Raw genomic sequence first — 26,082 nt, 5'->3', positions numbered from 1 at the left:
CATGGTTCTGGAATACGCCTCCGACGACCTCGCCACCCCGCTGGACCATGCGGCCCAACGTGCCGTCGATCGCGCCTTGTCCGACCTGCGGCGCGGCGAGGCGGTGGTGATTGCCGGTGCCAATGGGCGCGCGCTCCTGGCCATGGCGGCGGAGGCGGTGACCACCCGGACGCTGAACCAGCTTGCCGCCCTGGCCGGAACGCCCGTGGCCCTGGTGCTGACGGGGCAGCGGGGCCGGGCCCTGGGCCTGGAGGTGCCGGCCGACCAGCCCGTGCGTATCGATCCGCCCGCCGGCCTGTCGGCCGATCTGGTCCGCGACCTGTCCGACCCCACGCGCCCGGCCCGTGCCGGCCGTCCCGCCGGTGCCGCCAGCCTGGGCGGTGGTGCCGGGCCGGAAGGTGCGGCCACCATCCTGGCCAAGATCGCCCGCCTGCTGCCGGCGGCCATCGTGGCTGACCTGCCTGCGGCGCGCGGCGGCGCAGATGCCGCCGGCTTTGCCCGCCGGCACGATCTTCTGTGTGTGCGTGCCGCCGATATCGTGGATTACCGCCGCCGTTCGGCCCGCAGCCTGGCGCGCGTGGCCGAAGCCGCGGTTCCGCTGGAGGATGCGGAGCGGACCCGCATCGTGGCCTTCCGCCCCAGCGATGGCGGCCCGGAGCATCTGGCCATCATCATCGGCGACCCGGCCCCCGGCCAGCCCGTCCTGGCCCGCCTGCATTCGGAATGTTTCACGGGCGACCTGCTGGGCAGCCTGCGCTGTGATTGCGGCCCCCAGCTTCGCGGCGCCATCCGGGAAATCGCGTCGGCCGGGCAGGGCATCGTGCTGTATCTGGCCCAGGAAGGGCGCGGCATCGGCCTGATGAACAAGCTGCGGGCCTATCGCCTTCAGGATGGCGGGCTGGACACGGTGGATGCCAATACCGTGCTGGGCTTCGATGCGGACGAGCGTGTCTATCTGCCCGCGGCCGGCATGCTGCGGCAGATGGGGTACGGCCAGGTGCGGCTGATGACCAACAATCCCGACAAGATGGCCCAGCTTGCCGCCTGCGGGGTGGAGGTGGTGGAGCGCGTGCCCCACATCTTCCCCGCCAATGGCCATAATGAGGCTTATCTGCGGACCAAGGCGGAGAAGTCGGGCCACCTGTTCTGACCGGTGCGGATCGGCCCGCCAGCCACCCGGCAAAATTGGCCGCCTTTCCGCCCGAGAGGCTTGGCACGGTGCCTGCATATTCCCTGACGAACCAGGGAGGACCGTCATGCCGCCGAGCGCCATCCATATGGACCATGTCCGCAGCCAGCATCGCCATCACCAGATGGCGGCCCTGGAACGCCATGGCATGGAGGCATCCGGAGCGGCCCGCGAAACCCCGGAAACCGGGGCTTCCCGGCCGGCTGCGGCAGAGGGGGACACGGGCGGGGGCATGTCCTTCTGGGATGTGCTGGATGTCATCAACCCGTTGCAGCACATCCCCGTCGTCAACAAGATCTATCAGGCCGTGACGGGCGACACGATCGGCACCCCGGCGAAAATTGCCGGGGCCGCCCTGTTCTTCGGCCCTGTCGGCGTGGCGCTGGCCAGTGCCGATGCCGTGGTGGAAAAGACCACGGGCAAGGACACGCTGGGCCAGGTCGCCGACCTTCTGGGACTGGACACGGACAAGCCGGCGGCAGCCCCGGCCGGGGAAGATGATCCGTTCACCGTCACGGCCCCGCGGCCCCGGCGGACGGCCGATGCGGAAGGGGTTCCCGCTGCCCCGGTTGCCGGTGCCCCCGCCACCCAGCCCGTTCTCGAACTGACCGATGGGCAGGCCGCCCTGCTGGAAAGCCTGATGGCGCAGCAGGGGGCCGCCGTGACGGCCGCGTCGGGCGCCACGCCATCCACCGGCAGCGCGCCTGCCGGCGCCCTGTCCGCCAGCGCCACGTCCGCCAGCGCCACCTCTCCGGCCGCCGGCGGGATCGCCACGGCCGGGCAGTTGAAGAAGCTGGAATCCACGCCCGGCGCCGATGCCGCCCTGGCCGCGGCGCGCGGTGTGGGCCTGACGGGTGTGGTGGCCAGCCTGCCGACGCCGGGAGCGCCCGCCTCCGGCAGCAACCTGCTGACCGCGATGAGCCAGGAGCAGCAATCGGCCCAGCCCGCCCGGACCGGCCGCAGCCTGGCCGATTACCGGGCCAACGCCGTCCATTCCGGCAGCATGGTGCCCAAGCCGATGCTGACCTCCCGGTCTGAACAGATGGTTCGCAACATGGGCGGCGGCATGCCCGGCGCCGCCTTCACCCCGGCCGCCGCCGCCGCGCCCAAGCCGCCGGCCGCATCGCAGGATGGCGGGACCGCCACCCGGCAGGCGGCGGCCTGGCCGCCCGAAGGGCCGGCAGCACTGCCCAAGGAACTGATCGCCGACATGATGGCCCAGGCCATGAACAAATATGAAAGCCAGGCCCGCCGCCGCGCCGACGCGGCCGCCGCCGGCACAGGCGGGACGACGGTCCACTGATGGCGGGCCGCTGATGGCAGGGGCGCGCCCCTGTCGCCGGCGGATGCCGGTCCGTTCAGGCGCTCAGGCGCTTGGCGGCCAGGTCGATGGGGGTCGGCGGCGGGGGCGCCGGGAGGTCCCCGGTCGCCGCCAGGGGTGCCTTGGCGGGGAACCGGGCCGTGAAGCAGGTGCCCTGGCCGGGCGTGCTGGCCACGCTCATGCTGCCGCCCAGCTTCTGCACGACCTGGCTGTAGGCGAGGTACAGGCCCAGCCCGCTGCCGCCCCGGTCGCGGCGGGTGGTGAAGAAGGGCTCGAACACGCGATGCATCTGGTCCGGGGCGATGCCGCTTCCATTGTCGCTGATGCGCAGTTCGACCCAGCCCTGCTCGTCGCCGCGCAGGTCCAGTTCCACCCGCCCCGCCCGGCCGTCGGGAAAGGCGTGGGTCACGGCGTTCACGACCAGATTGGTGACCAGTTGCGCCACGGCACCGGGATAGGTATCCACCGTCAGCCGGCTGGCCCCGGTCAGCGCGATGGCATGCGGCGTCTTGCGGGTCTGGGGGCGCAGGGAGATGACGATCTCCTCCAGATATCCGGCAAGGTCGAAGCGCCGCCGGTCCTGCCGCGTGCGGTCCACGGCCACATGCTTGAAGCTTTCGATCAGCCGGGCTGCCCGTTCCATGTTGGATTGCAGGATACGGGCGGCCAGCGAGGTGCCGTCGATATAGTCGTTCATCTGTTCCCGGCGCAGCGTGGCGCCGGCCAGGGCCTGTTCGATGCCGCGCGTGTCGTTGGCCAGCCGCGTGGCGGCCGACAGGGCGGTGCCCACGGGCGTGGCGATCTCATGCGCGATGCCGGCGACCAGCCGGCCGAGTGAAGCCATCTTTTCCGCCTGCACCAGATCGTCCTGCGTCTGCCGCAGGCGGGTCAGGGCCTGTTCGGCCTGCTGTCGGGCCTCCCGCTCGGACAGGATGGCGCGGCGCAGTGTGGCCATCGTGGTGGCCAGGATCAGGCCGGCCACGGCCAGCACGGCCAGCGCCGCCAGCAGCGTGGCGAAACTGGTGTGGTAGCTGTCGCTGGCGAAGGGGCCGGCGCGCTGCGCCGTCATCGCGGTCAGCCCGGCGGCGACCAGCAGGGTGTAAGTGGAGGTGCCCAGCAGCCCCAGCCGCAGCCCCGCGCCCAGCGTCAGGCAGAAAAGCGCCAGACGCCCGGCCTCGTGCAGCCAGACCGCCTGCGGCAGGGACAGGCCCCACAGCAGCAGGCCGGCGGCCAGGACGAGCGCCAGCGCTTCCCGCCAGCGGCGGCGGATCAGCGACAGGGCACCGGGTGCCGTGGCCAGGATCAGCGGCGGCGCCACCAGCAGCACACCCATGGCATCGCCCAGCCACCAGCTTGTCCAGCCGCTGGCCACGCTTTCGCCCAGACCCGTGCCGCCCGCCAGTGCCGCCAGGATGCCCACGCTGGCGCTCAGCATCGGGGCCAGCAGCACGGGAAGGATCAGGAAGGCGACCAGGCCGCGGACGCCATCAAACAGCGGACGGTGCCCGCGCAGCCGGCGCAGCAGCGCCCAGGCGACCAGGGCGGGCAACCCATTGCCGACACCCACGGCCAGCGCGAAAAGCGGATCGCCGAAATTCAGATAATTCAGGCCCGCCGCCGCCAGCATGATCCCCGGCAGCAGGGCGGGACCACCGCACCATAAGGCGGCGAATGCGATGCCGCTGGGCGGCCATACCAGGGTTACGGCCTCTCCCGAGAACGGAACCAGCAATCCAAGTTGACCACTGCCGGCATAGGCCAGGCCCAATGCCAGGTTCGCCATCACCAGCCTGAGGCTGTACGCCATCAGCCACCCCCGTGAAGCCATGCCTTGCAAGCATGGACTGTTCACCCCGCATTCACATACTGGCTGAAGTCGGTCCCGGAATGGAAGTCTTCTATTACGGGCGGATCGTGTTCGTTGCGCCGCACCATGTGATGTAAATGTTACATCCATTTCAAATGACGGGCCGGGCGGATGTTCCGGGCTGGCGTGGGGCGATGTTTCGCGTATTGTCCGCCGTGCCGTGTGGCGTTCGGTTCAACCGCGCCACACCGGGATGAACCCTGGACGTGTCTCGCCGATCCGGGGATGATCATCTACAGCCGGCGTGCAAGGCACAGCCGGCTTTTCTTTTGCCTGCATCCTTTTTGTCCCACATCCCTTTTGCTTCGCATCGCCCGTCCGCAATTGCGCTATGCTGGCTGCATGTACAGCGATGTCCTCGACCTGCGTGAATTCTACCGCGGCAGCACGGGCCAGATGGTCCGCCGGCTGATCCGCCGCCGCATCCGTGCCATGTGGCCCGATATGCGCGGGCAGCGGGTGCTGGGCATCGGCTATGCCACGCCCTATCTGGGCATGTTCGCGGAGGAGGCGGAGCGGGTATTGTCCGTGATGCCGGCCAGCCAGGGCGTGGTCTTCTGGCCGCCGGAGGGGCCGGGCCGCGTCACCCTGGCCGACGAGGCGGAACTGCCCTTTCCCGACATGTCGGTCGACCGCGTGCTGCTGGTTCATGGGCTGGAATGCACGGAAGAACTGCGCCCCCTGATGCGGGAGATGTGGCGCGTCCTGGCTGGCGGCGGCCGGCTGATCGCCGTGACACCGAATCGCTCGGGCATCTGGGCAAGATCGGACCGCACCCCGTTCGGCCTCGGCAGCCCCTTCTCCCCCTCCCAGCTTCGCCGCACCCTGAAGGACAATATGTTCGTGCCGGAGCGGGAGGATTGCGCCCTGTTCCTGCCCCCCACACAGCGGCGTTTCCTGCTGGCCTCCGCGCCGGCCGTGGAGGAGGTGGGGCGCCGTTGGTTCCGCGCCTTCGCCGGCGTCAACATGGTGGAGGCATCCAAGCAGATCTATGCCAGCGCCGCACGGGCCAAGGGCCGGGAGCGGTCGCGTGCCCTGTCGCCGCAGGCCCAGCCCGTGTTCGGTCGCATGGCCGCCGAACGCCGCCGCTCCACGGAGCCCTGATCCATAAATCCCTGTTGCGGGGTCCCGGACCGCCCCCCCGGCAGTACGGCTTCCGCCAGTACCTATCAGGCGATGTCGCCTGCCAGGTTCGCCGGATGGGCGGCATCATGGCAGGTCAGGCACCAGATATGGCCGGCGCCGGCATGGCTCCTGTCCCGGCCGGCCCCCCCTATCGTCGGGCTTCCGCTGTCGCATGGATGGCCGGAATAAATCAAATCTGGCCGTTCTACGGACCAGACAGGGCTTTTCCCGAAGGATGCGGGTGAAAATGACTGTATCCACGCCCTGTGGTGGTGGTGGATTCCTGCCCCGGACTGACCTTCTTCGGCGATGGGACTTGGCACGGCGGAAAGGCCTGCCGCTACCGCACCCCATACAAAGGGTTAGGTTGTGCTGGTGGCACGGCGACCGTTGCAGATGGCAATGGTCGTTGCATTATGAGTTATGCATTTCGCAGTTTTGCATAGTGCAATATGGCCCACACCCGCTTGGACATACCGGAAAGGCGCAGTTTCCCTCAACCGCAACGTCAATCACCAACTTGGCATCGATCCTGCTCTCCTCCCTCGGCATGACGGCGACAACGCCGCATCACAACGAACCGACGGAGCCCGATCATGAACAAGTTCTTCGCCAAGACCGCCGCCGCCTCCCTGCTGGTCGCCGCCATCGCCGCACCCGCCTTCGCACAGAACGCCACCGGCACCATCCAGTTGCGCGGCAATGTCGCCCAGTCCTGCACCATCACCGTCCAGGACCAGGGCCAGAACCTCTCCCTGAAGAATGGCGAGAACAACAAGACCATCGGCTCCGTCACCGAAAGCTGCAACGCCGGCAACGGCTACAAGATCACCCTGGCCTCCACCAATGCCGGAAAGCTCAAGTCCGGCAATTTCGAGATCGCCTATCAGGTCAATTATGATGGCCAGGGCGGCAACCTCAACAGCCAGATGGTCATCGACCGCGCCAACGCCCAGTTCAACAAGAAGGCCGACCTCAAGGTCACCATCCCCGCTTCCGAGCAGTATATCGCCGGTGACTATGCCGACACCGTCACCGTCACCATCGCTGCAAAGTAAATACTCCAACCCTTCCGAACACCTTCATCGGGCAGTTCCAGCCTGAACCCCCGCCCGGCCTGCCGGGCGGGGGATTTTTAATTGCGCGTGACCGCCGGGCCCCCGATCGCCTATATCGACAAGTCCAGGGCGGGTTTCGTGGCGCACGGGTGCATCCTTGTCGGACTTTGAACAGAGATTTGGCGAGCCGCTCGCCAAGGTGATGATGCGGTTCGAGGAACTACGTGATGGGCTGGCGTCGGGCGCGCTGGCCGGTGACGCCTATGTCAAGGCCAGCCAGGAATATGCCGAACTGGAGCCCGTTGCCGCCGCCATCGCCCAGATGCGCCGCGCCCATGCCGACATGGCCGACCTTGAGGCCATGGCGCGGGGCGACGACAGGGAGATGCGCGCCCTTGCCGAGGAGGAACTGGCCGAGGCCCATCGCCGCCTGCCGGAGCTGGAGCGCCGCATCCTGCTGGCCCTGCTGCCCAAGGACGAGGCCGACGAGCGCAACGCCATCCTGGAAGTGCGCGCCGGCACGGGCGGGGACGAGGCGGCGCTGTTCGCCGCCGAACTGTTCGAGATGTACAAGCGCTATGCCGCCGGCCAGGGCTGGCGTTTCGAGGTGATGGAGATCTCCGGGACGGGTATCGGCGGGTACAAGGAGGCCAGCGCCACCATCACGGGGCGCAGCGTGTTCCGCCGGCTGAAATTCGAATCGGGCGTGCATCGCGTGCAGCGCGTGCCGACCACGGAGACACAGGGCCGCATCCACACATCCGCCGCGACGGTCGCCGTCCTGCCAGAGGCGGAGGAGGTCGATGTGCATATCGACGAACGCGACCTGCGCATCGATGTGTTCCGTTCATCCGGCCCCGGCGGGCAGTCGGTGAACACCACCGACAGCGCGGTGCGCATCACCCACCTGCCGACCGGAATCGTCGTCAGCCAGCAGGACGAGAAAAGCCAGCACAAGAACAAGGCCAAGGCGCTGAAGGTGCTGCGCGCCCGGCTGTACGAGGCGGAGCGCCAGCGCCTGGCCGCGGAGCGCGCGGCCGACCGCAAGAGCCAGGTCGGCTCCGGCGACCGGTCCGAACGCATCCGCACCTATAATTTCCCGCAAGGGCGTATCACCGACCACCGCATCAACCTGACGCTTTACGGCAAGATCGACAGGTTCATGGCCGGCGAGATGGACGAGGTCATCGACGCGCTGATCGCCCAGGAAGAGGCGGAAAGGCTGGCCGAGTTGCAATGACCGGCCCCCGACGGCGCCGTCCCCGTTGCGGTCAGCGCAGTTCGAACACGAAGCGCAGCGTGTCGGTGACCGATCGTGCCGGCACGCTCATATGCCCTTCCTCCGGATAGCGCAGCAGGCGTGTGCGCAGCCCATGGACGGACAATTGCTCCATCCGCCTGACGAAGATGGCGGCCGGTTCCGGGTCGTCATCGATGTCGCGGTCCCCCACCACGACCAGCAGCCGGCTGGTCCTGCCGACCTTGCCGCTGGCCATCCGCGCGGCGAAGGTCCGTTCGTCCGGCAGCATCCCCTGTTCGTTCCAGTCGAAGGACGGGCTGGCAGCGACGATGGAATGGAAGGCCTGGGGACGGGTATAAAGCGCGTGCAGCGCCAGCAGCCCGCCCAGTGAATGCCCGAACAGGGACTGGCGTTCCGGATTGATCTTGTAACGGTTCCCGATTTCCGCGCGCAGCCGGCCTGTCAGGAAATCCAGGAACATGTCGCGCCCGCCGCTCTTGTACTGCGCCAGATGGCGTACATTGGACGGCGGCGGGTCCAGCAGCGGCTGGGTGTAATCGTTCAGCCGGCGCACATCATAGGCCTGGTCGGTGGGATAGCCGACCCCCACCACGATGCCCTTGCCCGCATCGGAATATTCCTGGATGCGCCGCGCGTCGGCGAAGCCGGCGAACATCGCGTTGCCATCCAGCACGTAAAGCACGGGATAGCCATCGGCCGGCATCTCCGTGCCGGGGAAGGACACCATGATGCGGTAAACCTCGCCCTGGTCGGACGTCAGGTCCCAGACATGGGTGGACGGCATCACATAGCCGGGCGGGGCCGGCGGGGTGGTTTCCGCCCGTGCCGCCTGCTGCGTCATCGCGGGCAGGGCCACGGCCATCAGGGCGACCGGTGCCATCCGCTTCCATTTCCTGGCCAACCGCAACATTCCTGTCCTCCCGTCATCGCCTGTGCCGTTCGGCGCCGGGGCACCGGAACCGGTGGCCCCCTATGGCCCGCATGGACCGATGGAACCGTTTCCAGGGGCGGGGCGCCAGACTGCGGGGCGGGTAACGGACCGGGCAATCGGGTAATGCCAAGGTGCGGTGAGTTGAACTCATCGCAACATTGGTTGGCGCGTTGAGCGCCCGCGAAGATCGCACTGGGCCTACAAGACAAAACGCCGCCCGGCTTGCACCGGGCGGCGTTCCATCACTGACCTGGCAATACCGGGGACCGGATCAGAGATCCTTGGCGATGTTGTTCAGGCGCAGGCGCAGGGCGTTCAGCTTGATGAAGCCCTCTGCATCCTTCTGGTTATAGACGCTGTCGGCCTCGAACGTGACGTAATCCAGGCGGTACAGGCTGTTGGGGCTCTTGCGGCCGACGACGCGGGCCGAACCCTTGAACAGCTTCAGCCGGACGACGCCGTTCACGCGCTCCTGCGTCTTGTCGATCAGGGCCTGCAGGGCCTCGCGCTCCGGGCTGAACCAGAAACCGTTATAGATCAGCTTGGCATAGCGGGGCATCACCTCGTCCTTCAGGTGCATGGCCTCGCGGTCCAGGGTGATGCTTTCGATCCCGCGATGGGCGACCGACAGCAGCGTGCCGCCCGGCGTCTCGTACACGCCGCGGGACTTCATGCCCACGAAGCGGTTCTCCACCAGATCCAGCCGGCCGATGCCATGCTTGCCGGCCAGGCGGTTCAGTTCCGTCAGGATGGTGGCCGGGGTCATCTTCTGGCCGTTGACGGCCACCGGGTCACCCGCCAGATACTCGATCTCGACATACTCGGCCTCGTCCGGGGCCTTTTCCGGCGCCACGGTGCGGGTGAACATGTCCTCGTCCGGCTCCACCCACGGGTCCTCCAGCGCCTTGCCCTCGTAGCTGATGTGCAGCATGTTGGCGTCCGTGGAATAGGGGGCCTCGCCGCGCTTGTCCTTGGCGATGGGGATCTGGTGGCGCTCTGCGAATTCCAGAAGCTGGGTGCGGCTGTTCAGGTCCCATTCGCGCCAGGGCGCGATGACCGTCACGTCGGGCTTCAGCGCGTAATAGCCCAGTTCGAACCGGACCTGATCGTTGCCCTTGCCGGTGGCGCCATGGGCCACGGCGTCGGCGCCGACCTGACGGGCGATCTCGATCTGGCGCTTGGCGATCAGCGGCCGGGCGATGGAGGTGCCCAGCAGATAGGTGCCCTCGTAAAGCGTGTTCGCCCGGAACATGGGGAACACGAAGTCGCGCACGAATTCTTCCCGCAGGTCATCGATGAAGATGTTTTCCGGCGCGACGCCCAGCAGTTCGGCCTTCTTGCGCGCGGGCTCCAGCTCCTCGCCCTGGCCCAGGTCGGCGGTGAAGGTCACCACCTCGCATCGGTAGGTCTCCTGCAGCCATTTCAGGATCACCGAGGTGTCGAGGCCGCCGGAATAGGCCAGCACGACTTTCTTCACGCCGCTCTTCATGGGAAATATCCGTTGCGGTTACAGGTTGAACCGGGCAGGGAAGGTATCGGGGGCGGGTAGCGCTGTCCAGACCATGGCGCCCGCTTTTGCCGGGGGGCTGGGCGGCGATGGTGACAGACCCCATATGGACTGCGATGAACCGCGGGAGTTCGAGGGGATGAGCCGGGGTGGCCGATGGATGCTGATCTGCCTGCTGGTGCTGCTGCTGCTTGCGGCGGGGGCCGGCATCTGGGCCTGGAATGTGGCTGGCGGCGGCGGGGATGCGGGGATCAGCCTGCATGGCTTCATCGCCCTGGTGCTGGGCGTCATCGGATCGCTGGCCGTGGGCGGCGGGCTGATGGCGCTGGCTTTCTTCTCCAACCGCAGCGGCCATGACAAGGCCGTGCATGAGGAAACCAGCCGCCACTTGCCGCCCGACCGGCATTCGGACTAAAAGATGCGTAGGTGCTTTTAAGCGGATGACGCTACGGCCGTTCGCTCCTATGATTATAACGATATGTTAATAATGGCCCCGCATGTTCGGCGGGGCCGCGTCCGGCCCGTCCCACCCCTATCGGAAGAAAACCCGGTTCATGGCGCTGTTATTGGCGATTGAGACCGGAAGACGATCTCCCGTCTTCGCCTATGGGTTCGCGCTGGCCTCCTTCGCGGTGGCCGTGATGGTGCGTTTGTGGGCGGATTGGGGTCTGCCGCCGGGTTTTCCGTTCCTCACCTTCTTTCCTGCCGTCATCCTGACCACCTTCTTCGCGGGTCTGTGGCCGGGCGTGCTGGTTGCCGTGCTGTCGACCCTGGCCGCCTGGTATCTCTTCATCCCGCCCGACGGTTTCGGCCTGAACGGGCCCGGCGCGCTGGCGCTGGGGTTCTTCGTGCTGATCGTGGTGATCGACATCGCCGTCATCCATGTCATGAACGTTTCCCTGACGCGCGTGCGGCTGGAACGCGCTCGCGCCCAGCGGGCGGAACAGGAAGCTTCCGACCTTGCCGCGCACCGGGCGCTGCTGTTCACCGAATTGCAGCATCGGGTGTCGAACAATATCCAGATCGTCTCCGCCCTGCTGGCCCTGCAAAAGGCCGATGTCACGGACGAGAAGGCGCGCCGCGCCCTGTCGGATGCCGCCAGCCGGTTGGCCACGATCGGCCGCATCCAGCGGCGCCTGCACGATCCGGGCATGGCCCACAGCAATTTCGCCGGGTTCCTGTCGGAACTGGTGGAGGATGTGGTTCGGGCAGGCGCACCGGCCGGCATCGATGTCCAGGTGACGGCACCGTCCCTGCCCCTGCCGCCGGAAAAGATCATTCCGGCCGCCCTGATCGTGGCCGAACTGGTCAGCAACAGCCTGGAGCATGCCTTCATCGGCCGTCACCAGGGTACCATCAGGGTGGATGCCAGACAGGCGGCGGACAGCCGGATCGAACTGTCGGTGTCCGATGACGGCAACGGCCTGCCACCCGGCTTCGATGCGGCCACGGTGTCCAGCCTGGGACTGCGGCTCGTCCGGCTGATGACCCAGCAACTCGGGGGCCATTTCTCCATGGATGAGAATGGTGGCCGGGGGGCGATGGCCCGCATATCCTTCGCCGCCGCCTGACGGCGCGGTAGCGGCCGCGGATTTCCGCAAAACCGGCTATCAAAGCGACAGGCCGCGCCCGGCCATGACCTGGCGCAGCAGGGTGGGGCGGTCGCTGATCAGGCCGTCCACGCCCATGTCCAGAAGGCGGTTCATCTCGTCCGCCTCGTCCACCGTCCAGACATGTACGAAAAGCCCGCGCGCATGGGCGGCGCGGACAAAGCCGGGGGTGACCAGCGGCACGCCGCGCCAGCGCACGGGGACCTGCAGGCAGTCCGGCGCCCGGGGGCCGGGCAGGGGCAGGCCATGGCCGGCGGCCCAGACCCGGGCCACCTCCCCCGGTCCGGCCGACGAACAGAGATCACCACCCAGTTCGGCGCGCAGCCGGGCCAGCCGCGCCCCGGAAAAGGACCCGACGCAAACCCGGTCCAGCGCCCCGTGATGCCGTAACGCCGCCGCCAGCGCCCCGGCCGCAGCATCGGATTTGGGATCGATGTTCAGCCGCAATCCGGGCCAGCGCTCCAGGATCTCGTCCAGCAGGGGGATGGGTTCCCGTCCACCGATGCGGGCCTGCGACACGGCCGACCAGGGCAACTGGTCCAGGCGGCCCTGTCCGTCGGTCAGCCGGTCCAGCTCGCCATCATGGAAGACGACCAGCCGCCCGTCGGCGGTCAGTTGCACATCGGTTTCGATATAGCGATAGCCCAGATCGATGGCGTGCGCGAACGCGGCCACGCTGTTCTCCACCGCTTCCAGTCCGCCGCCGCGATGGGCGAAGGCGATGGGGCCGCCATGGTCCAGATAGGGATGATCGGGCCGTGGTCGTGCCGTCATGGCTTGCGGTCGAGCCGCGGCCAGCGGGACAGCGCCACATACCAGAGCCCCAGGGTCAGCAGCGGAAAGAACACGAAGACGGCCAGGGCCCAGAGCGGGTTGCGTCCCGTCTTGCCGAGCGCCAGCCCCGCCATGCAGACGGTCCAGGTGATGGTCAGCACCACGATCAGCATCGACAGCCAGTGGGGCAGGAAGGCCAGCATGTCCAGCAGGTCACCAAAGCGTGGCATGGATCAACCCTCCCCGGCGGCAGCGGCGGCCTTGCGCGCGCGTTCCCGCTTCAGCCGCTCGCGCGGGTGCAGTTTCTCCGGCCGGGCCGGCAGGGCCGGCCAGGGGCGGAAGGCCAGCAGGGTGGCGAAGACGGCCCAGCCGAACAGCGGCAGGGCCAGCCAGCCCATCCAGCCGGCCGGCAGGCCGGCACGGCGCAGCAATTGACGTGCGGGCCACAGGGCCAGGATCGTCAGGGCGGCATGCACCCCCATGGCAATCTGCCAGCCCTCGATACTTGCATGCGCCGCATCCATCGCGCGATCCGTTCCTGATATCCGTCAGGGGGAGATAGCATGAAACATGCTCCCGTCAATATAAACGCCCACCTTCAACGGTTCGGTCCACTGGCGGCGGAAACAAAAAGGCCCGGCTTCCGCGCGCCTTTCGCGGAAACCGGGCCGAACCGCGACCGACCGGGCAGCGGCAAGGAGGGTTCAGGGTCGGAAAACCGGGATCAGAAGCGCACCCGCGCGCCCGTCATGACGGCGGTCACATCGTGGAAATTGGTGGTGGGCGTCTTGTATTGATGGTTGCGCACGCCGGCGTAAAGGTCGGTGGCCAGTCCGTCGATGACCTGCACGATCCAGGCGCCATAGGCATCGCCCTCCGACCCGCGGACGCCCAGGTCGTCCTGCGTGAAGTAATCGATGGAGAAGGCGGTATTGCCCAGGCTGTTCATCTTGGCCATGTAGCCCAGCTTGCCGTACCAGAAATTGGTGTCGAAGCCGGCCTTCTGGTCGCGCGTGCCGCCCGCAACGGTCACACTGAACCCGTTCTCCAGCCGGACGGAGATGGAGCCGTTCACCTGGTCGCCGAAATCGAAGCCGGCCAGATCGCGGCTGTCGGAGTTGGAATAGGCCAGCGCGCCGGCCACCGTGGCCCCACCCATCTTGCCACTGTAGCGCAGCACGGCATCCATCGCGCCGCCTTCGGTCACGCTGGTCGACCCCACGAAGCCGCCGCCGAAGGTGGGCGTGTCATAGCGCACGCGGTCCTCGCGGTGCAGGCCGTCCAGATTGCTGAACAGGGCGTTGATGGTGCCGCCGAAGGCGCCCGTTGCCTTGTTGCGCATCTGGATGCCGCCGAAGGTGGCGCCGATATCGCTGTAGCCGCCCAGGTTCGCGGTGCCCGACAGGTCGACTTCCGACGCGATGTTGGACGCCGTGTCGCCCTGGCCCACCGTCAGCCGGCCCAGCCGGGTGCTTTCGATGTAGAACTCGATCTTGCGCTCGTTGAGGGAGAAGCTGCCGCTGTCGGTGTAAAGGCCGGAGGAGCGGGAATTGGCGGAGATCGCCTCCAGCTCCAGGTCGGTGCCGGCCGACCATTCGTCGTTCAGCTTGGCGGCGCCCGTCAGGCGGAAGCGGGAGGAGGCGCCATTATTGTCGGTGAAGGTGAAGTCGTTGTCGACGCCATCATCGGCATAAGTGACCATGCGGTTGACCCAGCCGGTCAGGGTCAGCTTGTACTTGTTGTTCCCCGACTGCACGATCTGCGGCGCCTTATAGGCATCGGCGGCGACCATCGGCGCGTCCTTGCCGGCCGGCGGGCCGGCGGGGGTGCTGGGCGCCCGCTCCAGCTTTTCGATCCGCGCCATCAGCGCCTGCACCTGGGCACGCAATGCCTCCACCTCGCCGGCCGGCGCCTGCTGGGCCATGGCCGGCGCGGCGCCGACGGCCAACAGGGCGGCACCGGCCAGAAGCGCGGATGCAATCCGGGACGAAACTCTCATAAGCCAATCCTCCCATGGGCGGACCCCCTTCGGGGGTACTCGTTCGTTTGCGTTCGGGGGCCAGGCCGGCCATGGTCACACCCAAGAAGCGGGAAACTGTCGGGTTCTTCCCCGAAATGTGACCAGAATCCAGCAATGCCTGTAGTGATATGCCGCACGAATAGCTGCGCCGATGATGGGATCGGCGCCGAATACTGGCCAGCACATCGGAACAGGCCCAGAATGAAGGTTAATTTCATGAAACTGTAACCCCGACCTTTGGCGAGGGCCTGACAGGGGAAGTGGGGCGTGCCTTTTTCGCCACAGGCATCAGGCATGGCCCGGCCGGGGCCGGCGGGCATGGCACCCTGTCGGGGCCGGCACTGGTCAGCGCGACCGCTTGCCCTTATGGTCCGCCCGCCTTTCCCGCCACCCTTCAGCGCCAGGGCCGACGACCATGATCCCCCGCTACTCCCGCCCCGAAATGACCCGCATCTGGGACCCGGAGAACCGGTTCCGCATCTGGTTCGAGATCGAAGCCCATGCCTGCGATGCGCAGGCCAAGCTGGGGGTGATCCCGGCCGAGGCTGCCAAGGCCGTGTGGGAACGCGGCGCCTGGGAGATCGACCGCATCGACGAGATCGAGCGGGAGACCAAGCACGATGTCATCGCCTTCCTGACCAACCTGGCCGAACATGTCGGCCCGGAGGCGCGCTTCGTCCATCAGGGCATGACCAGTTCCGACGTGCTGGATACCTGCCTGGCCGTACAATTGACCCAGGCCGCCGACCTGCTGCTGGCCGATCTGGACCGGCTGCTGGATGCGCTGAAGCGCCGGTCGCTTGAACATAAATATACGCCCACCATCGGCCGCAGCCACGGCATCCATGCCGAGCCGACCACCTTCGGCGTGAAGCTGGCCGGCCATTACGCCGCCTTCGCCCGCAATCGCAAGCGTCTGGAAGCGGCCCGCGCCGAGATCGCCACCTGCGCCATTTCCGGTGCGGTGGGCACATTTGCCAATATCGATCCGTTCGTTGAGGAATATGTGGCGGAAAAGCTGGGCCTGTCGGTGGAGCCGCATTCCACCCAGGTGATCCCGCGCGACCGCCACGCCATGTTCTTTGCGACCCTGGGCGTGATCGCCGCCAGCCTGGACAATCTGGCCACCGAGGTCCGGCACCTGCAGCGCTCCGAAGTGCGCGAGGCGGAGGAATATTTCTCCCCCGGCCAGAAGGGCAGCAGCGCCATGCCGCACAAGCGCAACCCGGTTCTGTCGGAGAACCTGTCGGGCCTGTCGCGCATCGTGCGCGGCTATGTCACGCCGGCGCTGGAGAATGTCACGCTTTGGCATGAGCGTGACATCTCGCATTCGTCGGTGGAACGCATGATCGGCCCCGACGCCACCGTCACCCTGGATTTCGCGCTGGTCCGCGCCACGGGTCTGGTGGAAAAGCTGGTGGTCTATCCGGAGAACTTGCAGAAGAACCTGGACATGCTGGGTGGCCTGCACAATTCCCAGCGCGTGCTGCTGGCGCTGACCCAGGCGGGGATGAGCCGGGAGGATGCCTATCGCGCGGTGCAGCGCAATGCCATGCCCGTCTGGCTGGAGGGCAAGGATTTCCGCACCATGCTGAAATCCGATGCCGATGTGATGAAGCATCTGACGGCGTCGGCCATCGATGATGCCTTCGACCTTGGCTATCACACCAAGCACGCGGACACGATCTTCCGCCGCGTCTTCGGCGTGTGATCCCGGGGAATACGACGGTCGAAACATTCGGCCGTTGATATGGCGGCGGCGGTCGCCGCGCGGCCCGTGCCGCCGAGCCCTTGCCGGGGCATGCCGGCACCGGCGACTGTGGCGCAATCGATAGGCCGAAGGTCGATCAATTGTGCCAGCAGTATGAAAGGGCCGCATCGCCCGGACATCGTTGTTCCGGCCCGTGCGGCCCTTCCCCCCTCGGGCGGCGCCACCGGCACTTGCCAGCACCACCGCGTCTGCTACGCTTTCACCCCGCACGGCACGGCACGGCAGGGGGTGGGCATGGCCTACAGCGCGACCTTGGCAGGGACGGTCCATCGCTTCGATGACCTGGCGTGCCTGCTGGCCCGCGCCACGCCGGCCCGGTCGGGTGACCATCTGGCCGGTGTGGCGGCCCGCAGCGACGCCGAACGGGTGGCGGCGCGCCTTGCGCTGGCCGACCTGCCGCTGGCAACCTTCCTGTCCGAACCGCTGATCCCCTATGAAAGGGACGAGGTGACGCGCCTGATCATGGACAGCCATGACGCGGCCGCCTTCGCGCCCGTGCGCGCCATGACGGTGGGGCAGTTTCGCGACTGGCTGCTGTCCGACGCGGCCACGACGGGGGCACTGGGCGCGCTCGCACCCGGCCTGACGCCGGAGATGGTGGCCGCGGTGTCCAAGCTGATGCGCAATCAGGACCTGATCGCGGTGGCGCGCAAGGTCCGGGTCGTCACCGCCTTCCGCACGACGATCGGCCTGCCGGGCCGCCTGTCGGTTCGCCTGCAGCCCAACCATCCGACCGATGATCCCAAGGCTATCGCCGCCTCCATCCTGGACGGCTTGATGTATGGTTGCGGTGATGCCATCATTGGCATCAATCCGGCCACCGATTCGGTGGGGCGCTGCCTGGACCTGCTGTCCATGATCGATGAGCTGCGCCACCGTTTCGATGCGCCCGTTCAATCCTGCGTGCTGGCCCATGTCACCACCCTTTTGCAGGTGATGGAACAAGGCGGGCCCGTCGATCTGGTGTTCCAGTCCATCGCCGGGTCGCAGGCGGCAAACCGGTCGTTCGGCATCGACCTGGCGATCCTGCGGGAGGCGCACGCGGCGGCACAGGCGCTGGAACGCGGCAGCATCGGCCGCAATGTGATGTATTTCGAGACGGGGCAGGGCAGTGCCCTGTCCGCCGATGCCCATCACGGCATCGACCAGCAGACGATGGAGGTGCGGGCCCAGGGCGTGGCGCGGGCCTTCGACCCGTTGCTGGTCAACAGCGTCGTGGGCTTCATCGGCCCCGAATATCTCTATGACGGCAAGCAGATCATCCGGGCGGGGCTGGAGGATCATTGCTGCGGCAAGCTGCTGGGCCTGCCGATGGGGGTGGATGTCTGTTACACCAACCATGCCGAGGCCGATCAGGATGACATGGACAATCTGCTGACCCTGCTGGGCGTGGCCGGCTGTTCCTACATCATGGGGGTGCCGGGGGCGGATGATGTGATGCTGTCCTACCAGAGCACATCCTTTCATGATGCCAATTATGTCCGCGCCGCCCTGGGCCTGCGTCCCGCACCGGAGTTCGAGGCGTGGCTGGGGCGGATGGGCGTGATGGACGGCCGGGGCTGCATCCGTCCCAGCCTGTCCGATGACAGCGGGGCCCGGCGGCTCATCGAAGGGGTGATGCCATGAAGCATGGGGATGCCGGCGGTTTCGACTTCGACCCTTGGGCCCGACTGCGCCGCTTCACCCCGGCCCGCATCGCGCTGGGCCGGGCGGGCGACGGGCTGCCCACGGCCCGGCTGCTGGAATTCCAGGCCGCCCATGCGCTGGCCCGCGATGCGGTCCACCAACCTTTCGATGCCGATGCCCTGGCCGATGCCCTGGCCGGCCATCCCGTTCTGACGGTGCGCAGCCGGGCGCCCGACCGCGCCACCTATCTCCAGCGGCTCGACCTGGGCCGGCGTCTGCATCCGGATGACGGGTTGCTGCTTTCCGGGGCGCGCTGCCAGGGGGATGGCACCGGCAGAACCTCTTATGACGCCGTGATCGTTCTGGCGGATGGCTTGTCCGCCCATGCCCTGCAGGATCACGGCGCGGCGCTGGTGGGGGAATTGCTGGGCCATCTGGCGGGTTGGGACCTGGCGCCCCTGGTCATGGCGCGGCAGGCGCGGGTGGCGCTGGGCGATGATGTCGCCGCCACCCTCAATGCCGCCATGGCGCTGGTGCTGATCGGGGAACGGCCGGGCCTGACGGCGGCCGACAGCATCGGCGCCTACCTCACCTTCGCGCCGCGGCCGGGCCTGACGCGGGATGCGGATCGCAACTGTGTTTCCAACATCCGGCCCGACGGCTATCCCCCGGTTCCGGCTGCGGAGATGATCGCCTGGCTGATGGGGCAGGCGCGCCGCCTGGGGTTGACGGGGATCGGGCTGAAACAGGACCGGCCGGCCGCCTTGGCCGGCGCCTGACGGCCGGGATCAACCGCCCGAGGACCCTTTCATGGCGGCCCGCACGCGATGGCTGATACCGGCATCCTTGGGCAGGCGGCGTTCCAGGGCCCAGATCAGCGGCGGGGCCAGCAACGTGACACCCAGGGCCACCAGGGCCACCACCTCCATATGCCGTAGCTCGCCCTGCGGGCCGGTATCCAGCACGGCGGAGGCCAGCAGGGCGGCGGAACCGCCGGCAATCTGCGTCACCGATTGCACCAGCGCCATGAATCCCGCCCGGTCGGCCGGTGCCGGCACCTTCGATATGGCGGCACTTTGCGCCACCATGCGGGCGCTGTTGAAGATCATGAAGCCGGGGACAAGCGCGATGATGGGCAGTGCCGCCCACTGCCAGTCATAATAGAGCAGCCAGATCAGCATCGACAGGCCCAGCGCCGTGCCCGTCGTCACCGGCGTCGACCCGTAACGGTCCACCAGGCTGCCGGTGGCGCGCATGCCGAAGAAGCTCAGCACCCCGCCCACCATGTAGAGCATGCCAAGCTGTTCGCGCGGGAAGCCCAGGTTGAACTGCACGAACACGGCCATATTCGTGATCAGCATGAAGCTGGGCACGATGGCGATGAAGGACAGTGCGAAGGCCAGCGTCGGCAAGGGGCCGCGCGCGATGCGCCACAGATGGGCCGGGGCCTCCGACAGGGTGATGGGCGGCCCCGTCATGTGCAGGCGCTGCGGGCCCAACAGGCGCACCGCTGCCACGATGATCACCAGGCCCAGCCCGGCCACGGCCAGGAAAGGCACGCGCCAGCCGAACAGGTGTGACAGTTCCAGGGCGACCGGAACCCCCAGCACGGCACTGATCGACAATGCGCCCATCACCATGCCCATGGCCTTGCCCCGTCGCTCGGGCGGGACATTGTCGGCCACGATGGCGACCGACAGGGCGCCGGCCGGCCCGCCGAACAGCCCGGCCAGGGCGCGGGCGGCCATCAGGGTCCACAGATCCACGGCGAAGGCCGCTGCCACATTGCACAGCACCAGCCCGATCATGCAGAGGCCCAGCGCCGGGCGCCGGTCGAACCGGTCCAGCACCGTGGCCGCCATCAGCCCGATCACGGCCGATGATATCGTATAGGAGGCCAGGACCCACCCGACCCGGGATGCGTCGATGCCCAGGTCCAGCGCATAGTCCGGCCCCAGCGGCATGACCACCATGAAGGACAGCACGCTGACGAACTGCACGGCCGTCATCAACCAGGCGACACGGCGTTCTTGCGCGGGAAGGGCGGACAGGGCGGGGCTCCACCGGTTGCAACGCGGGGTAGGCGTCTTGATAGACCGCAGGCGCGGGCGCGTCCATCCCGCTTTGCGCAACTTGCCCCCGCTCCCTTGCCCCCGCTCCCTTGCCCTTACCCCCTTGTCATACCAGCTTGCGATGAAATCAACTCATCGCAAGCTGGTCCGGCGGCGACCGCCGCCGCGCCGTTCGTGCGGCGTCGCCCGCGCCAACGAATGGTGGCGCCGGCGATTGAAGGGGATCATCAGAACCAATTGGGTCTGATCACCGCAAATAGTATCAGTCCATGCCCTGTCCGTTCCACCGGCGATGCGGGTCCCATACGGCACTCATCCCCAGGCCAAGGAAGCGGTCGGCCGCATCGGCCATCAGGGCCAGGCCGACCAGTATGGCGATGATCAGCAGCAATTCGCGCAAGGGACGGGGCGGAACGGCGCCAATCGCCTCTGTGGGGAAGGAGGGGGAGGGCCGCCGGCTGGTGAAGCCCGTGGCCGTGGCCAGCACGGCCGTGCGGCCGGACCCCATCTCGATATGGACATATTCCAGCCCGGCCAGGATATCGGCGCCCCGGTCCACCGCCGCCCGGCGCAGACGCAGCAGTGTCTCTCGCCGGGCGCGCTCGACATCGCGCTGCCTCGTCACGATGGGGCCGCCGATCATGCGGCGCAGCAGGACGCTCAGCCGGCCCAGCGGGGGCGATGCCAGAACCATGATTGCCTGCAGAAGGATGGGGTTGCCGGCACCGGCCGGGGGCCGTCCCGACAGAAGCAGGATGCCGGCCGTCGGCGTCGCTATCTCCGTCAGGCGCCGGTGGTGGCGTCGTTCCAGCCAGAAACTGGTGGAAAACCAACTCACGTTGAACAGCAAGGCCAGGGCCACGCCGGCCAGCCACCATTCATCAAAGAACCGGCCGGCCGTTTCCAGCCATTCCAGCCATTCCATGCCAGTCGGCGGCCGGTCAGGCGGCTGATCGGGCATCAGGCGGCTCCATCGGTCAGCATCTCCAGTTCCACGGCTGTGCCATAGGCCAGGATCTCCGCGGCCCCGCTGCCGATGCTGGCGCTGCCGAACCGGATGGACAGGATGGCATTGGCCCCCATTCCGGCGGCCGCCGCCCGCATGCGGGCGGTCGCCTCTTCCCTCGCCTCGTTCAGCAGCTCGGTGTAGCCGCGCAGTTCCCCGCCGATCAGTTCCTTCATGGCCGCCGCGATGTCGCGTCCCAGATGCTTGGACCGCACGCTGCTGCCCTGGACGAGCCCCAGGTGCCGGATGATGCGGTATCCCGGCGGTGTGTCCAGGGTCGACAGGATCATGACCGGCTGCTCCTCCAATGTTATGCGGGGGGAGCATGACAGTGCCATCGGGGCCGGACAAGGCATCCCCGCCGCCGGTGCTTCCGGCGACGGGGAAATCGGCTCTCCTCTGCGGACCTGGTGCAGACCTGGCGGGTCAGGCCGCTGCCGGCGTGCGCGGATGCAGCCTTGGCGCCAGATAGTGGATCAGGGTCCGGGCATCGGCAGGGGGTGCCCGCTCGATGCGGCGATAATCGCGGCAATCGGGGGTGCGGCTGACCAGCCCCTGTTCGACCAATTCGCGGCGCAGCAGCGCGAAATCGCCGAACAGGTGTTCTGCCTGGATGGCTTTGCTGATGCCGCGCTCGGTGAAGCTGGTCCGCGCCGGCAGCCGCGACCAGATCACCCACAGGCAGGTGGCCTGCTCGTTGAACTTGTTGGGCCAGCGGACCAGCCGCCCCTGTTCATCGAAATGGCGCAGCAGCCGCCTGATGCGCCCCAGATCCACCTCCGGACCGGGGGCCACAGGGGATGGGGGCTGTTCCAGCCGTTCCAGCGCTACGGCCTGGGTCCGGTAATGCTGGAAATTCCGGTAACCGGCCCCGCGGGCAAGCATGTTCAGCAGATGGACATGACCCAGCGGCCCCTCATGGACACCGATCTGGGATTTCAACGATTTGGCCAGGGCACCAATATCGGTCACCTGGAAGGAAAGATGTTGCTTCGACATGGGAATCCACCATCTGCGCGCCTTTATCCATCGGGAACCGTCGGTGGTCGCCATCTTGCCGACGCGGCACGCCTGGGTGACGGGTCGAAACGGGTTTGGGACGGGATTGCGTCTCAAGGCAGGTTTAGCGGCCCGATGGACGGGCTGGCGACGCCTGGGTGAACTGCCGACCGATGAACGGTTTCATATCATGCTGACGGCCCCTTGACCAGCGGACGGCTGCGCGCAACTCAGGCATAGAGCTGCGGGCACCTCCCGCATAGATGAGGATCTTCTTCAGCGGGGGCATCCACCCCGCATCCGTGGGCCTTCCTGAAGAAAGTGTCTGAGCAGTTCAGATTTTTGTTGCGCATGAGTGAAGGTCTGTCCTATACCCCGGCTCCCGCAGCGAGGCGGCCCTGGTGGTTGTGGCGGTGCGGGCGGTTCTTGGTGGTTTTAAGCCACTGACATTGTTGGAAAAGATCATCGTGGCTGTGGGCATTTTTGCCTGCGTCTGTTGGCTGGTTTGTTTTGTCTTTGTTGTTTTGGGTCGTCTGTCTGGGCGGTTTAAAAAAAAGACGGGACGGTGAAAAAAACTGGTTGACGGGGTTTGGTGGAGCGAGTAGAAAGCGCCCCACCGACGCGCCGGAGACGCTCTGGCGGCGATGGTTGAATGATCCCTGGATTTGGGGCTTGACGGTTTAGACCGGAAGGCCTAGATGAGAAGGGGTCGGGCGGTGGCCTTGGGGTCGCTGCCATTGATGCCTTCCTCTTCTTTATGTTGGGGTTTGGTTGGCCGGTGTTGAGCCGGTTGGCGGGTGTCGTTTGGCTTGCCTTGTGGCGGCCAAGGTTCTTGGACAAGTGAATTTGTTGAGAAGGGATGCGCAGGCGGCGGGTCTTTATGAGCTGGAGGGTCTGGTTCGTATGGATACGTATGGCGCTTGAGCATCCTGGTACATGTTGCTCTATACGCCATCCACGCTATTGACCTTATCGGGTCTATGGATGGTGGATGGGTTAGGGCAGACGATTGGGAAGTTTGGCGTTTTTTCGTATCCGTCAACGAGGTTTGTTTGCTTAGGCGAGCGAGCCGCATAAAACCTGAGAGTTTGATCCTGGCTCAGAACGAACGCTGGCGGCAGGCCTAACACATGCAAGTCGAACGCATTGGTCTTCGGACTGGTGAGTGGCGCACGGGTGAGTAACACGTGGGAATGTACCCTTTGGTTCGGAATAACGTCTGGAAACGGACGCTAATACCGGATGAGCCCTGTGGGGGAAAGATTTATCGCCAAAGGAGCAGCCCGCGTCTGATTAGGTAGTTGGTGGGGTAACGGCCTACCAAGCCGACGATCAGTAGCTGGTCTGAGAGGATGATCAGCCACACTGGGACTGAGACACGGCCCAGACTCCTACGGGAGGCAGCAGTGGGGAATATTGGACAATGGGCGGAAGCCTGATCCAGCCATGCCGCGTGAGTGATGAAGGCCTTCGGGTTGTAAAGCTCTTTCGCACGTGACGATGATGACGGTAACGTGAGAAGAAGCCCCGGCTAACTTCGTGCCAGCAGCCGCGGTAATACGAAGGGGGCTAGCGTTGTTCGGAATTACTGGGCGTAAAGGGCGCGTAGGCGGCTTGTCAAGTCAGGCGTGAAAGCCCCGGGCTTAACCTGGGAACTGCGCTTGAGACTGGCAGGCTAGAGTACCGGAGAGGTGGGTGGAATTCCCAGTGTAGAGGTGAAATTCGTAGATATTGGGAAGAACACCGGTGGCGAAGGCGGCCCACTGGACGGTAACTGACGCTGAGGCGCGAAAGCGTGGGGAGCAAACAGGATTAGATACCCTGGTAGTCCACGCCGTAAACGATGTCGGCTAGACGTTGGGGCCCTTAGGGTTTCAGTGTCGCAGCTAACGCATTAAGCCGACCGCCTGGGGAGTACGGCCGCAAGGTTGAAACTCAAAGGAATTGACGGGGGCCCGCACAAGCGGTGGAGCATGTGGTTTAATTCGAAGCAACGCGCAGAACCTTACCAACCCTTGACATGCCTGGACCGCCACAGAGATGTGGTTTTCCCTTCGGGGACCGGGACACAGGTGCTGCATGGCTGTCGTCAGCTCGTGTCGTGAGATGTTGGGTTAAGTCCCGCAACGAGCGCAACCCCCACTGTTAGTTGCCATCATTCAGTTGGGCACTCTAGCAGAACTGCCGGTGACAAGCCGGAGGAAGGCGGGGATGACGTCAAGTCCTCATGGCCCTTACGGGTTGGGCTACACACGTGCTACAATGGTGGTGACAGTGGGCAGCGACCATGCGAATGGAAGCGAATCTCCAAAAGCCATCTCAGTTCGGATTGCACTCTGCAACTCGGGTGCATGAAGTTGGAATCGCTAGTAATCGCGGATCAGCACGCCGCGGTGAATACGTTCCCGGGCCTTGTACACACCGCCCGTCACACCATGGGAGTTGGCTTTACCTGAAGCCGGTGCGCTAACCTTCGGGAGGCAGCCGACCACGGTACGGTCAGCGACTGGGGTGAAGTCGTAACAAGGTAGCCGTAGGGGAACCTGCGGCTGGATCACCTCCTTTCTAAGGAAGAACCTTCCCTTTGGACGTAATCCCGGGCTTATCCGGGACATCACCTTGGTGATGGGTCCGCCGTCTCCGCATCCCTTCTCATGGATCAGATGATAGGGCCTGGTGCTTGATCGCACCGGGCTTTGTCATTGGGGTCACCGCTTGACTTTTCCCGAGAGATTGGGGGCGTAGCTCAGTTGGGAGAGCGCGTGCTTTGCAAGCATGAGGTCGTCGGTTCGATCCCGTCCGCCTCCACCAAGCTCCGTTGCGTAACGTTGAGTTTGAGGCGGTGGTGAGGATCCATGGGAAGCAACAGATCGGTTGCCTGAAAGGGTGACTGTAGGCAGCAAGGGCTGCCGGTTCTTGGACATCGTGAAAATGGTTTTGTGAAGTGTGACCGAATGGGTTCCGCTTTGCAGGGGATCTGGCCTCTTAGCCGAGAAGGTCTGGTTCTGTCGTCATTCTGCGTCAGCGGGATGAGGGACACCTGGAGAGCGGATAGTGCTGTTTGTTGTGTTCATGATGTGTGGGCTTGTCCCTGCGCGTGAGCGTGATGAATGGATCAAGCGTCTTAAGGGCATCTGGTGGATGCCTTGGCACTGAGAGGCGATGAAGGACGTGGCACGCTGCGAAAAGTCATGGGGAGCTGCGAGCAAGCTTTGATCCGTGAATATCCGAATGGGGAAACCCACCTGGCAACAGGTATCCCAAACTGAATCCATAGGTTTGGGAAGCGAACCCGGGGAACTGAAACATCTAAGTACCCGGAGGAAAGGACATCAACCGAGACTCCGCTAGTAGTGGCGAGCGAACGCGGACCAGGCCAGTGGTTGATCTTACATAACTGGAACCGTCTGGAAAGTCGGGCCAAAGCGGGTGATAGCCCCGTACAGGTAAATCGAGATCAATCCTTGAGTAGGGCGGGACACGTGAAATCCTGTCTGAACATGGGGGGACCACCCTCCAAGCCTAAGTACTCCTCAGTGACCGATAGTGAACCAGTACCGTGAGGGAAAGGTGAAAAGCACCCCGACGAGGGGAGTGAAAGAGCACCTGAAACCGGATGCCTACAAACAGTCGGAGCCTCCTTGCGGGGTGACGGCGTACCTTTTGTATAATGGGTCAGCGACTTACAGTCGGCAGCGAGCTTAAGGCGATAGCTGGAGGCGTAGCGAAAGCGAGTTTGAATAGGGCGCTTATAGTTGCCGGTTGTAGACCCGAAACCTGATGATCTAGCCATGGCCAGGTTGAAGGTGCAGTAACATGCACTGGAGGACCGAACTCACGCCTGTTGAAAAAGTCGGAGATGAGCTGTGGCTAGGGGTGAAAGGCCAATCAAATCAGGAAATAGCTGGTTCTCCGCGAAAGCTATTTAGGTAGCGCGTCGGATGG

The 26,082-nt window shown here is 65.9% G+C and carries 21 protein-coding genes, 1 tRNA gene and 2 rRNA genes (1 of these 24 running past the window's edge); 13 read left to right on the top strand and 11 right to left on the bottom strand.

The genetic code is table 11. The features are described 5' to 3' along the window. The first annotated feature begins 1 nt into the window (after position 1). Together ribA and ABC728_RS14805 are read left to right on the top strand one after the other, a co-directional pair. The gene (gene ribA, locus ABC728_RS14810) at positions 2-1,150 is read left to right on the top strand and encodes a GTP cyclohydrolase II (RefSeq protein ID WP_416620924.1); all 1,149 of its coding nucleotides are present in this window, start codon (positions 2-4) and stop codon (positions 1,148-1,150) included. Positions 1,151-1,256: 106 nt separating this feature from the next. After that, positions 1,257-2,492, top strand: a complete 1,236-nt coding sequence (locus ABC728_RS14805; protein WP_416620852.1) for a hypothetical protein — start codon at positions 1,257-1,259, stop codon at positions 2,490-2,492. Between the two features lie 55 nt (positions 2,493-2,547). Here ABC728_RS14805 and ABC728_RS14800 read toward each other — a convergent pair whose 3' ends face one another. Continuing rightward, positions 2,548-4,317 (bottom strand): MASE1 domain-containing protein, encoded by a 1,770-nt coding sequence (locus ABC728_RS14800; protein WP_416620851.1) that lies wholly within the window; start codon positions 4,315-4,317, stop codon positions 2,548-2,550. Positions 4,318-4,719: 402 nt separating this feature from the next. Between ABC728_RS14800 and ABC728_RS14795 the strand changes: the two genes are divergently transcribed. The 3 genes from ABC728_RS14795 to prfA all read left to right on the top strand — a co-directional run bounded on the left by ABC728_RS14795 (position 4,720) and on the right by prfA (position 7,800). Next, positions 4,720-5,481: a class I SAM-dependent methyltransferase gene (locus ABC728_RS14795; RefSeq protein ID WP_416620850.1), complete on the top strand. Its 762-nt coding sequence runs from the start codon at positions 4,720-4,722 to the stop codon at positions 5,479-5,481. A gap of 617 nt (positions 5,482-6,098) precedes the next feature. Continuing rightward, complete coding sequence (locus ABC728_RS14790; protein ID WP_416622391.1) at positions 6,099-6,560, top strand: spore coat protein U domain-containing protein; 462 nt, start codon at positions 6,099-6,101, stop codon at positions 6,558-6,560. A gap of 202 nt (positions 6,561-6,762) precedes the next feature. Next, the gene (prfA, locus tag ABC728_RS14785) at positions 6,763-7,800 is read left to right on the top strand and encodes a peptide chain release factor 1 (protein WP_445376647.1); all 1,038 of its coding nucleotides are present in this window, start codon (positions 6,763-6,765) and stop codon (positions 7,798-7,800) included. 31 nt (positions 7,801-7,831) lie between these two features. Here prfA and ABC728_RS14780 read toward each other — a convergent pair whose 3' ends face one another. Together ABC728_RS14780 and ABC728_RS14775 are read right to left on the bottom strand one after the other, a co-directional pair. After that, on the bottom strand, positions 7,832-8,701 hold the full coding sequence (locus tag ABC728_RS14780) for an alpha/beta hydrolase (protein WP_416622202.1): 870 nt from the start codon (positions 8,699-8,701) through the stop codon (positions 7,832-7,834). Positions 8,702-9,023: 322 nt separating this feature from the next. Then, positions 9,024-10,241: an argininosuccinate synthase gene (locus tag ABC728_RS14775; protein ID WP_416622201.1), complete on the bottom strand. Its 1,218-nt coding sequence runs from the start codon at positions 10,239-10,241 to the stop codon at positions 9,024-9,026. Positions 10,242-10,365: 124 nt separating this feature from the next. On the opposite strand from ABC728_RS14775, the gene ABC728_RS14770 reads away from it, so the two are divergent. Next, entirely contained in the window at positions 10,366-10,674 is a 309-nt protein-coding gene (locus tag ABC728_RS14770) for a hypothetical protein (protein ID WP_416622200.1), read from the top strand. A gap of 139 nt (positions 10,675-10,813) precedes the next feature. Further along, positions 10,814-11,830: a sensor histidine kinase gene (locus ABC728_RS14765; RefSeq protein WP_416622199.1), complete on the top strand. Its 1,017-nt coding sequence runs from the start codon at positions 10,814-10,816 to the stop codon at positions 11,828-11,830. A gap of 39 nt (positions 11,831-11,869) precedes the next feature. Here ABC728_RS14765 and ABC728_RS14760 read toward each other — a convergent pair whose 3' ends face one another. The 4 genes from ABC728_RS14760 to ABC728_RS14745 all read right to left on the bottom strand — a co-directional run bounded on the left by ABC728_RS14760 (position 11,870) and on the right by ABC728_RS14745 (position 14,642). Further along, the gene (locus tag ABC728_RS14760; protein ID WP_416622198.1) at positions 11,870-12,643 is read right to left on the bottom strand and encodes a glycerophosphodiester phosphodiesterase; all 774 of its coding nucleotides are present in this window, start codon (positions 12,641-12,643) and stop codon (positions 11,870-11,872) included. Next, positions 12,640-12,873 carry a hypothetical protein gene (locus ABC728_RS14755; protein WP_416622197.1) on the bottom strand — a complete coding sequence of 78 codons (234 nt, stop codon included), beginning with the start codon at positions 12,871-12,873 and terminating at the stop codon, positions 12,640-12,642. The genes ABC728_RS14760 and ABC728_RS14755 overlap by 4 nt, the downstream gene beginning before the upstream one ends. A gap of 3 nt (positions 12,874-12,876) precedes the next feature. Beyond that, positions 12,877-13,167: a hypothetical protein gene (locus ABC728_RS14750; RefSeq protein ID WP_416622196.1), complete on the bottom strand. Its 291-nt coding sequence runs from the start codon at positions 13,165-13,167 to the stop codon at positions 12,877-12,879. Between the two features lie 200 nt (positions 13,168-13,367). Continuing rightward, on the bottom strand, positions 13,368-14,642 hold the full coding sequence (locus ABC728_RS14745; RefSeq protein WP_416622195.1) for a hypothetical protein: 1,275 nt from the start codon (positions 14,640-14,642) through the stop codon (positions 13,368-13,370). 436 nt (positions 14,643-15,078) lie between these two features. On the opposite strand from ABC728_RS14745, the gene purB reads away from it, so the two are divergent. The 3 genes from purB to eutC all read left to right on the top strand — a co-directional run bounded on the left by purB (position 15,079) and on the right by eutC (position 18,839). Beyond that, on the top strand, positions 15,079-16,374 hold the full coding sequence (gene purB / locus ABC728_RS14740) for an adenylosuccinate lyase (protein WP_416622194.1): 1,296 nt from the start codon (positions 15,079-15,081) through the stop codon (positions 16,372-16,374). Between the two features lie 294 nt (positions 16,375-16,668). Then, positions 16,669-18,060, top strand: a complete 1,392-nt coding sequence (locus ABC728_RS14735; RefSeq protein WP_416622193.1) for an ethanolamine ammonia-lyase subunit EutB — start codon at positions 16,669-16,671, stop codon at positions 18,058-18,060. Then, positions 18,057-18,839, top strand: coding sequence for an ethanolamine ammonia-lyase subunit EutC (gene eutC / locus ABC728_RS14730; protein ID WP_416622192.1), 783 nt, complete (start codon positions 18,057-18,059; stop codon positions 18,837-18,839). The genes ABC728_RS14735 and eutC overlap by 4 nt, the downstream gene beginning before the upstream one ends. A 9-nt stretch (positions 18,840-18,848) precedes the next feature. Here eutC and ABC728_RS14725 read toward each other — a convergent pair whose 3' ends face one another. The 4 genes from ABC728_RS14725 to ABC728_RS14710 all read right to left on the bottom strand — a co-directional run bounded on the left by ABC728_RS14725 (position 18,849) and on the right by ABC728_RS14710 (position 22,137). After that, positions 18,849-20,069 (bottom strand): MFS transporter, encoded by a 1,221-nt coding sequence (locus ABC728_RS14725; protein ID WP_416622191.1) that lies wholly within the window; start codon positions 20,067-20,069, stop codon positions 18,849-18,851. 325 nt (positions 20,070-20,394) lie between these two features. Beyond that, positions 20,395-21,093 carry a hypothetical protein gene (locus ABC728_RS14720; RefSeq protein ID WP_416622190.1) on the bottom strand — a complete coding sequence of 233 codons (699 nt, stop codon included), beginning with the start codon at positions 21,091-21,093 and terminating at the stop codon, positions 20,395-20,397. Then, the gene (locus ABC728_RS14715; protein ID WP_416622189.1) at positions 21,093-21,428 is read right to left on the bottom strand and encodes a YbjQ family protein; all 336 of its coding nucleotides are present in this window, start codon (positions 21,426-21,428) and stop codon (positions 21,093-21,095) included. Before ABC728_RS14715 ends, ABC728_RS14720 begins: the two co-directional genes overlap by 1 nt. A 136-nt stretch (positions 21,429-21,564) precedes the next feature. Beyond that, positions 21,565-22,137: a DUF2087 domain-containing protein gene (locus ABC728_RS14710; protein ID WP_416622188.1), complete on the bottom strand. Its 573-nt coding sequence runs from the start codon at positions 22,135-22,137 to the stop codon at positions 21,565-21,567. A 1,076-nt stretch (positions 22,138-23,213) separates the two neighbouring features. Here ABC728_RS14710 and ABC728_RS14705 point away from each other — a divergent pair. The 3 genes from ABC728_RS14705 to ABC728_RS14695 all read left to right on the top strand — a co-directional run. Then, a 16S ribosomal RNA gene (locus ABC728_RS14705) occupies positions 23,214-24,702 on the top strand. Between the two features lie 170 nt (positions 24,703-24,872). Next, positions 24,873-24,948: transfer RNA gene (locus tag ABC728_RS14700), tRNA-Ala, on the top strand. Positions 24,949-25,250: 302 nt separating this feature from the next. After that, positions 25,251-26,082, top strand: a 23S ribosomal RNA gene (locus ABC728_RS14695) (it continues 1,918 nt past the right edge of the window). The 16S and 23S rRNA genes sit together here with 1 tRNA gene alongside, the layout of an rRNA operon.

This window comes from Niveispirillum fermenti, from assembly GCF_052474395.1.
This window is presented reverse-complemented; position numbering and strand designations above follow the sequence as displayed.

What these genes read in the sequence shown, in the direction of transcription:
- ABC728_RS14780 (WP_416622202.1), bottom strand. Translation starts at nt 8,701, where the DNA reads ATGGCACCGGTCGCCCTGATGGCCGTGGCCCTGCCCGCGATGACGCAG.
- ABC728_RS14725 (WP_416622191.1), bottom strand. Translation starts at nt 20,069, where the DNA reads ATGACGGCCGTGCAGTTCGTCAGCGTGCTGTCCTTCATGGTGGTCATG.
- ABC728_RS14755 (WP_416622197.1), bottom strand. Translation starts at nt 12,873, where the DNA reads ATGCCACGCTTTGGTGACCTGCTGGACATGCTGGCCTTCCTGCCCCAC.
- ABC728_RS14745 (WP_416622195.1), bottom strand. Translation starts at nt 14,642, where the DNA reads ATGAGAGTTTCGTCCCGGATTGCATCCGCGCTTCTGGCCGGTGCCGCC.
- ABC728_RS14720 (WP_416622190.1), bottom strand. Translation starts at nt 21,093, where the DNA reads ATGCCCGATCAGCCGCCTGACCGGCCGCCGACTGGCATGGAATGGCTG.
- ABC728_RS14715 (WP_416622189.1), bottom strand. Translation starts at nt 21,428, where the DNA reads ATGATCCTGTCGACCCTGGACACACCGCCGGGATACCGCATCATCCGG.
- ABC728_RS14775 (WP_416622201.1), bottom strand. Translation starts at nt 10,241, where the DNA reads ATGAAGAGCGGCGTGAAGAAAGTCGTGCTGGCCTATTCCGGCGGCCTC.
- prfA (WP_445376647.1), top strand. Translation starts at nt 6,763, where the DNA reads ATGATGCGGTTCGAGGAACTACGTGATGGGCTGGCGTCGGGCGCGCTG.
- purB (WP_416622194.1), top strand. Translation starts at nt 15,079, where the DNA reads ATGATCCCCCGCTACTCCCGCCCCGAAATGACCCGCATCTGGGACCCG.
- ABC728_RS14710 (WP_416622188.1), bottom strand. Translation starts at nt 22,137, where the DNA reads ATGTCGAAGCAACATCTTTCCTTCCAGGTGACCGATATTGGTGCCCTG.
- ribA (WP_416620924.1), top strand. Translation starts at nt 2, where the DNA reads ATGGTTCTGGAATACGCCTCCGACGACCTCGCCACCCCGCTGGACCAT.
- ABC728_RS14770 (WP_416622200.1), top strand. Translation starts at nt 10,366, where the DNA reads ATGGACTGCGATGAACCGCGGGAGTTCGAGGGGATGAGCCGGGGTGGC.
- ABC728_RS14735 (WP_416622193.1), top strand. Translation starts at nt 16,669, where the DNA reads ATGGCCTACAGCGCGACCTTGGCAGGGACGGTCCATCGCTTCGATGAC.
- ABC728_RS14790 (WP_416622391.1), top strand. Translation starts at nt 6,099, where the DNA reads ATGAACAAGTTCTTCGCCAAGACCGCCGCCGCCTCCCTGCTGGTCGCC.
- ABC728_RS14805 (WP_416620852.1), top strand. Translation starts at nt 1,257, where the DNA reads ATGCCGCCGAGCGCCATCCATATGGACCATGTCCGCAGCCAGCATCGC.
- eutC (WP_416622192.1), top strand. Translation starts at nt 18,057, where the DNA reads ATGAAGCATGGGGATGCCGGCGGTTTCGACTTCGACCCTTGGGCCCGA.
- ABC728_RS14800 (WP_416620851.1), bottom strand. Translation starts at nt 4,317, where the DNA reads ATGGCGTACAGCCTCAGGCTGGTGATGGCGAACCTGGCATTGGGCCTG.
- ABC728_RS14750 (WP_416622196.1), bottom strand. Translation starts at nt 13,167, where the DNA reads ATGGATGCGGCGCATGCAAGTATCGAGGGCTGGCAGATTGCCATGGGG.
- ABC728_RS14760 (WP_416622198.1), bottom strand. Translation starts at nt 12,643, where the DNA reads ATGACGGCACGACCACGGCCCGATCATCCCTATCTGGACCATGGCGGC.
- ABC728_RS14765 (WP_416622199.1), top strand. Translation starts at nt 10,814, where the DNA reads ATGGCGCTGTTATTGGCGATTGAGACCGGAAGACGATCTCCCGTCTTC.
- ABC728_RS14795 (WP_416620850.1), top strand. Translation starts at nt 4,720, where the DNA reads ATGTACAGCGATGTCCTCGACCTGCGTGAATTCTACCGCGGCAGCACG.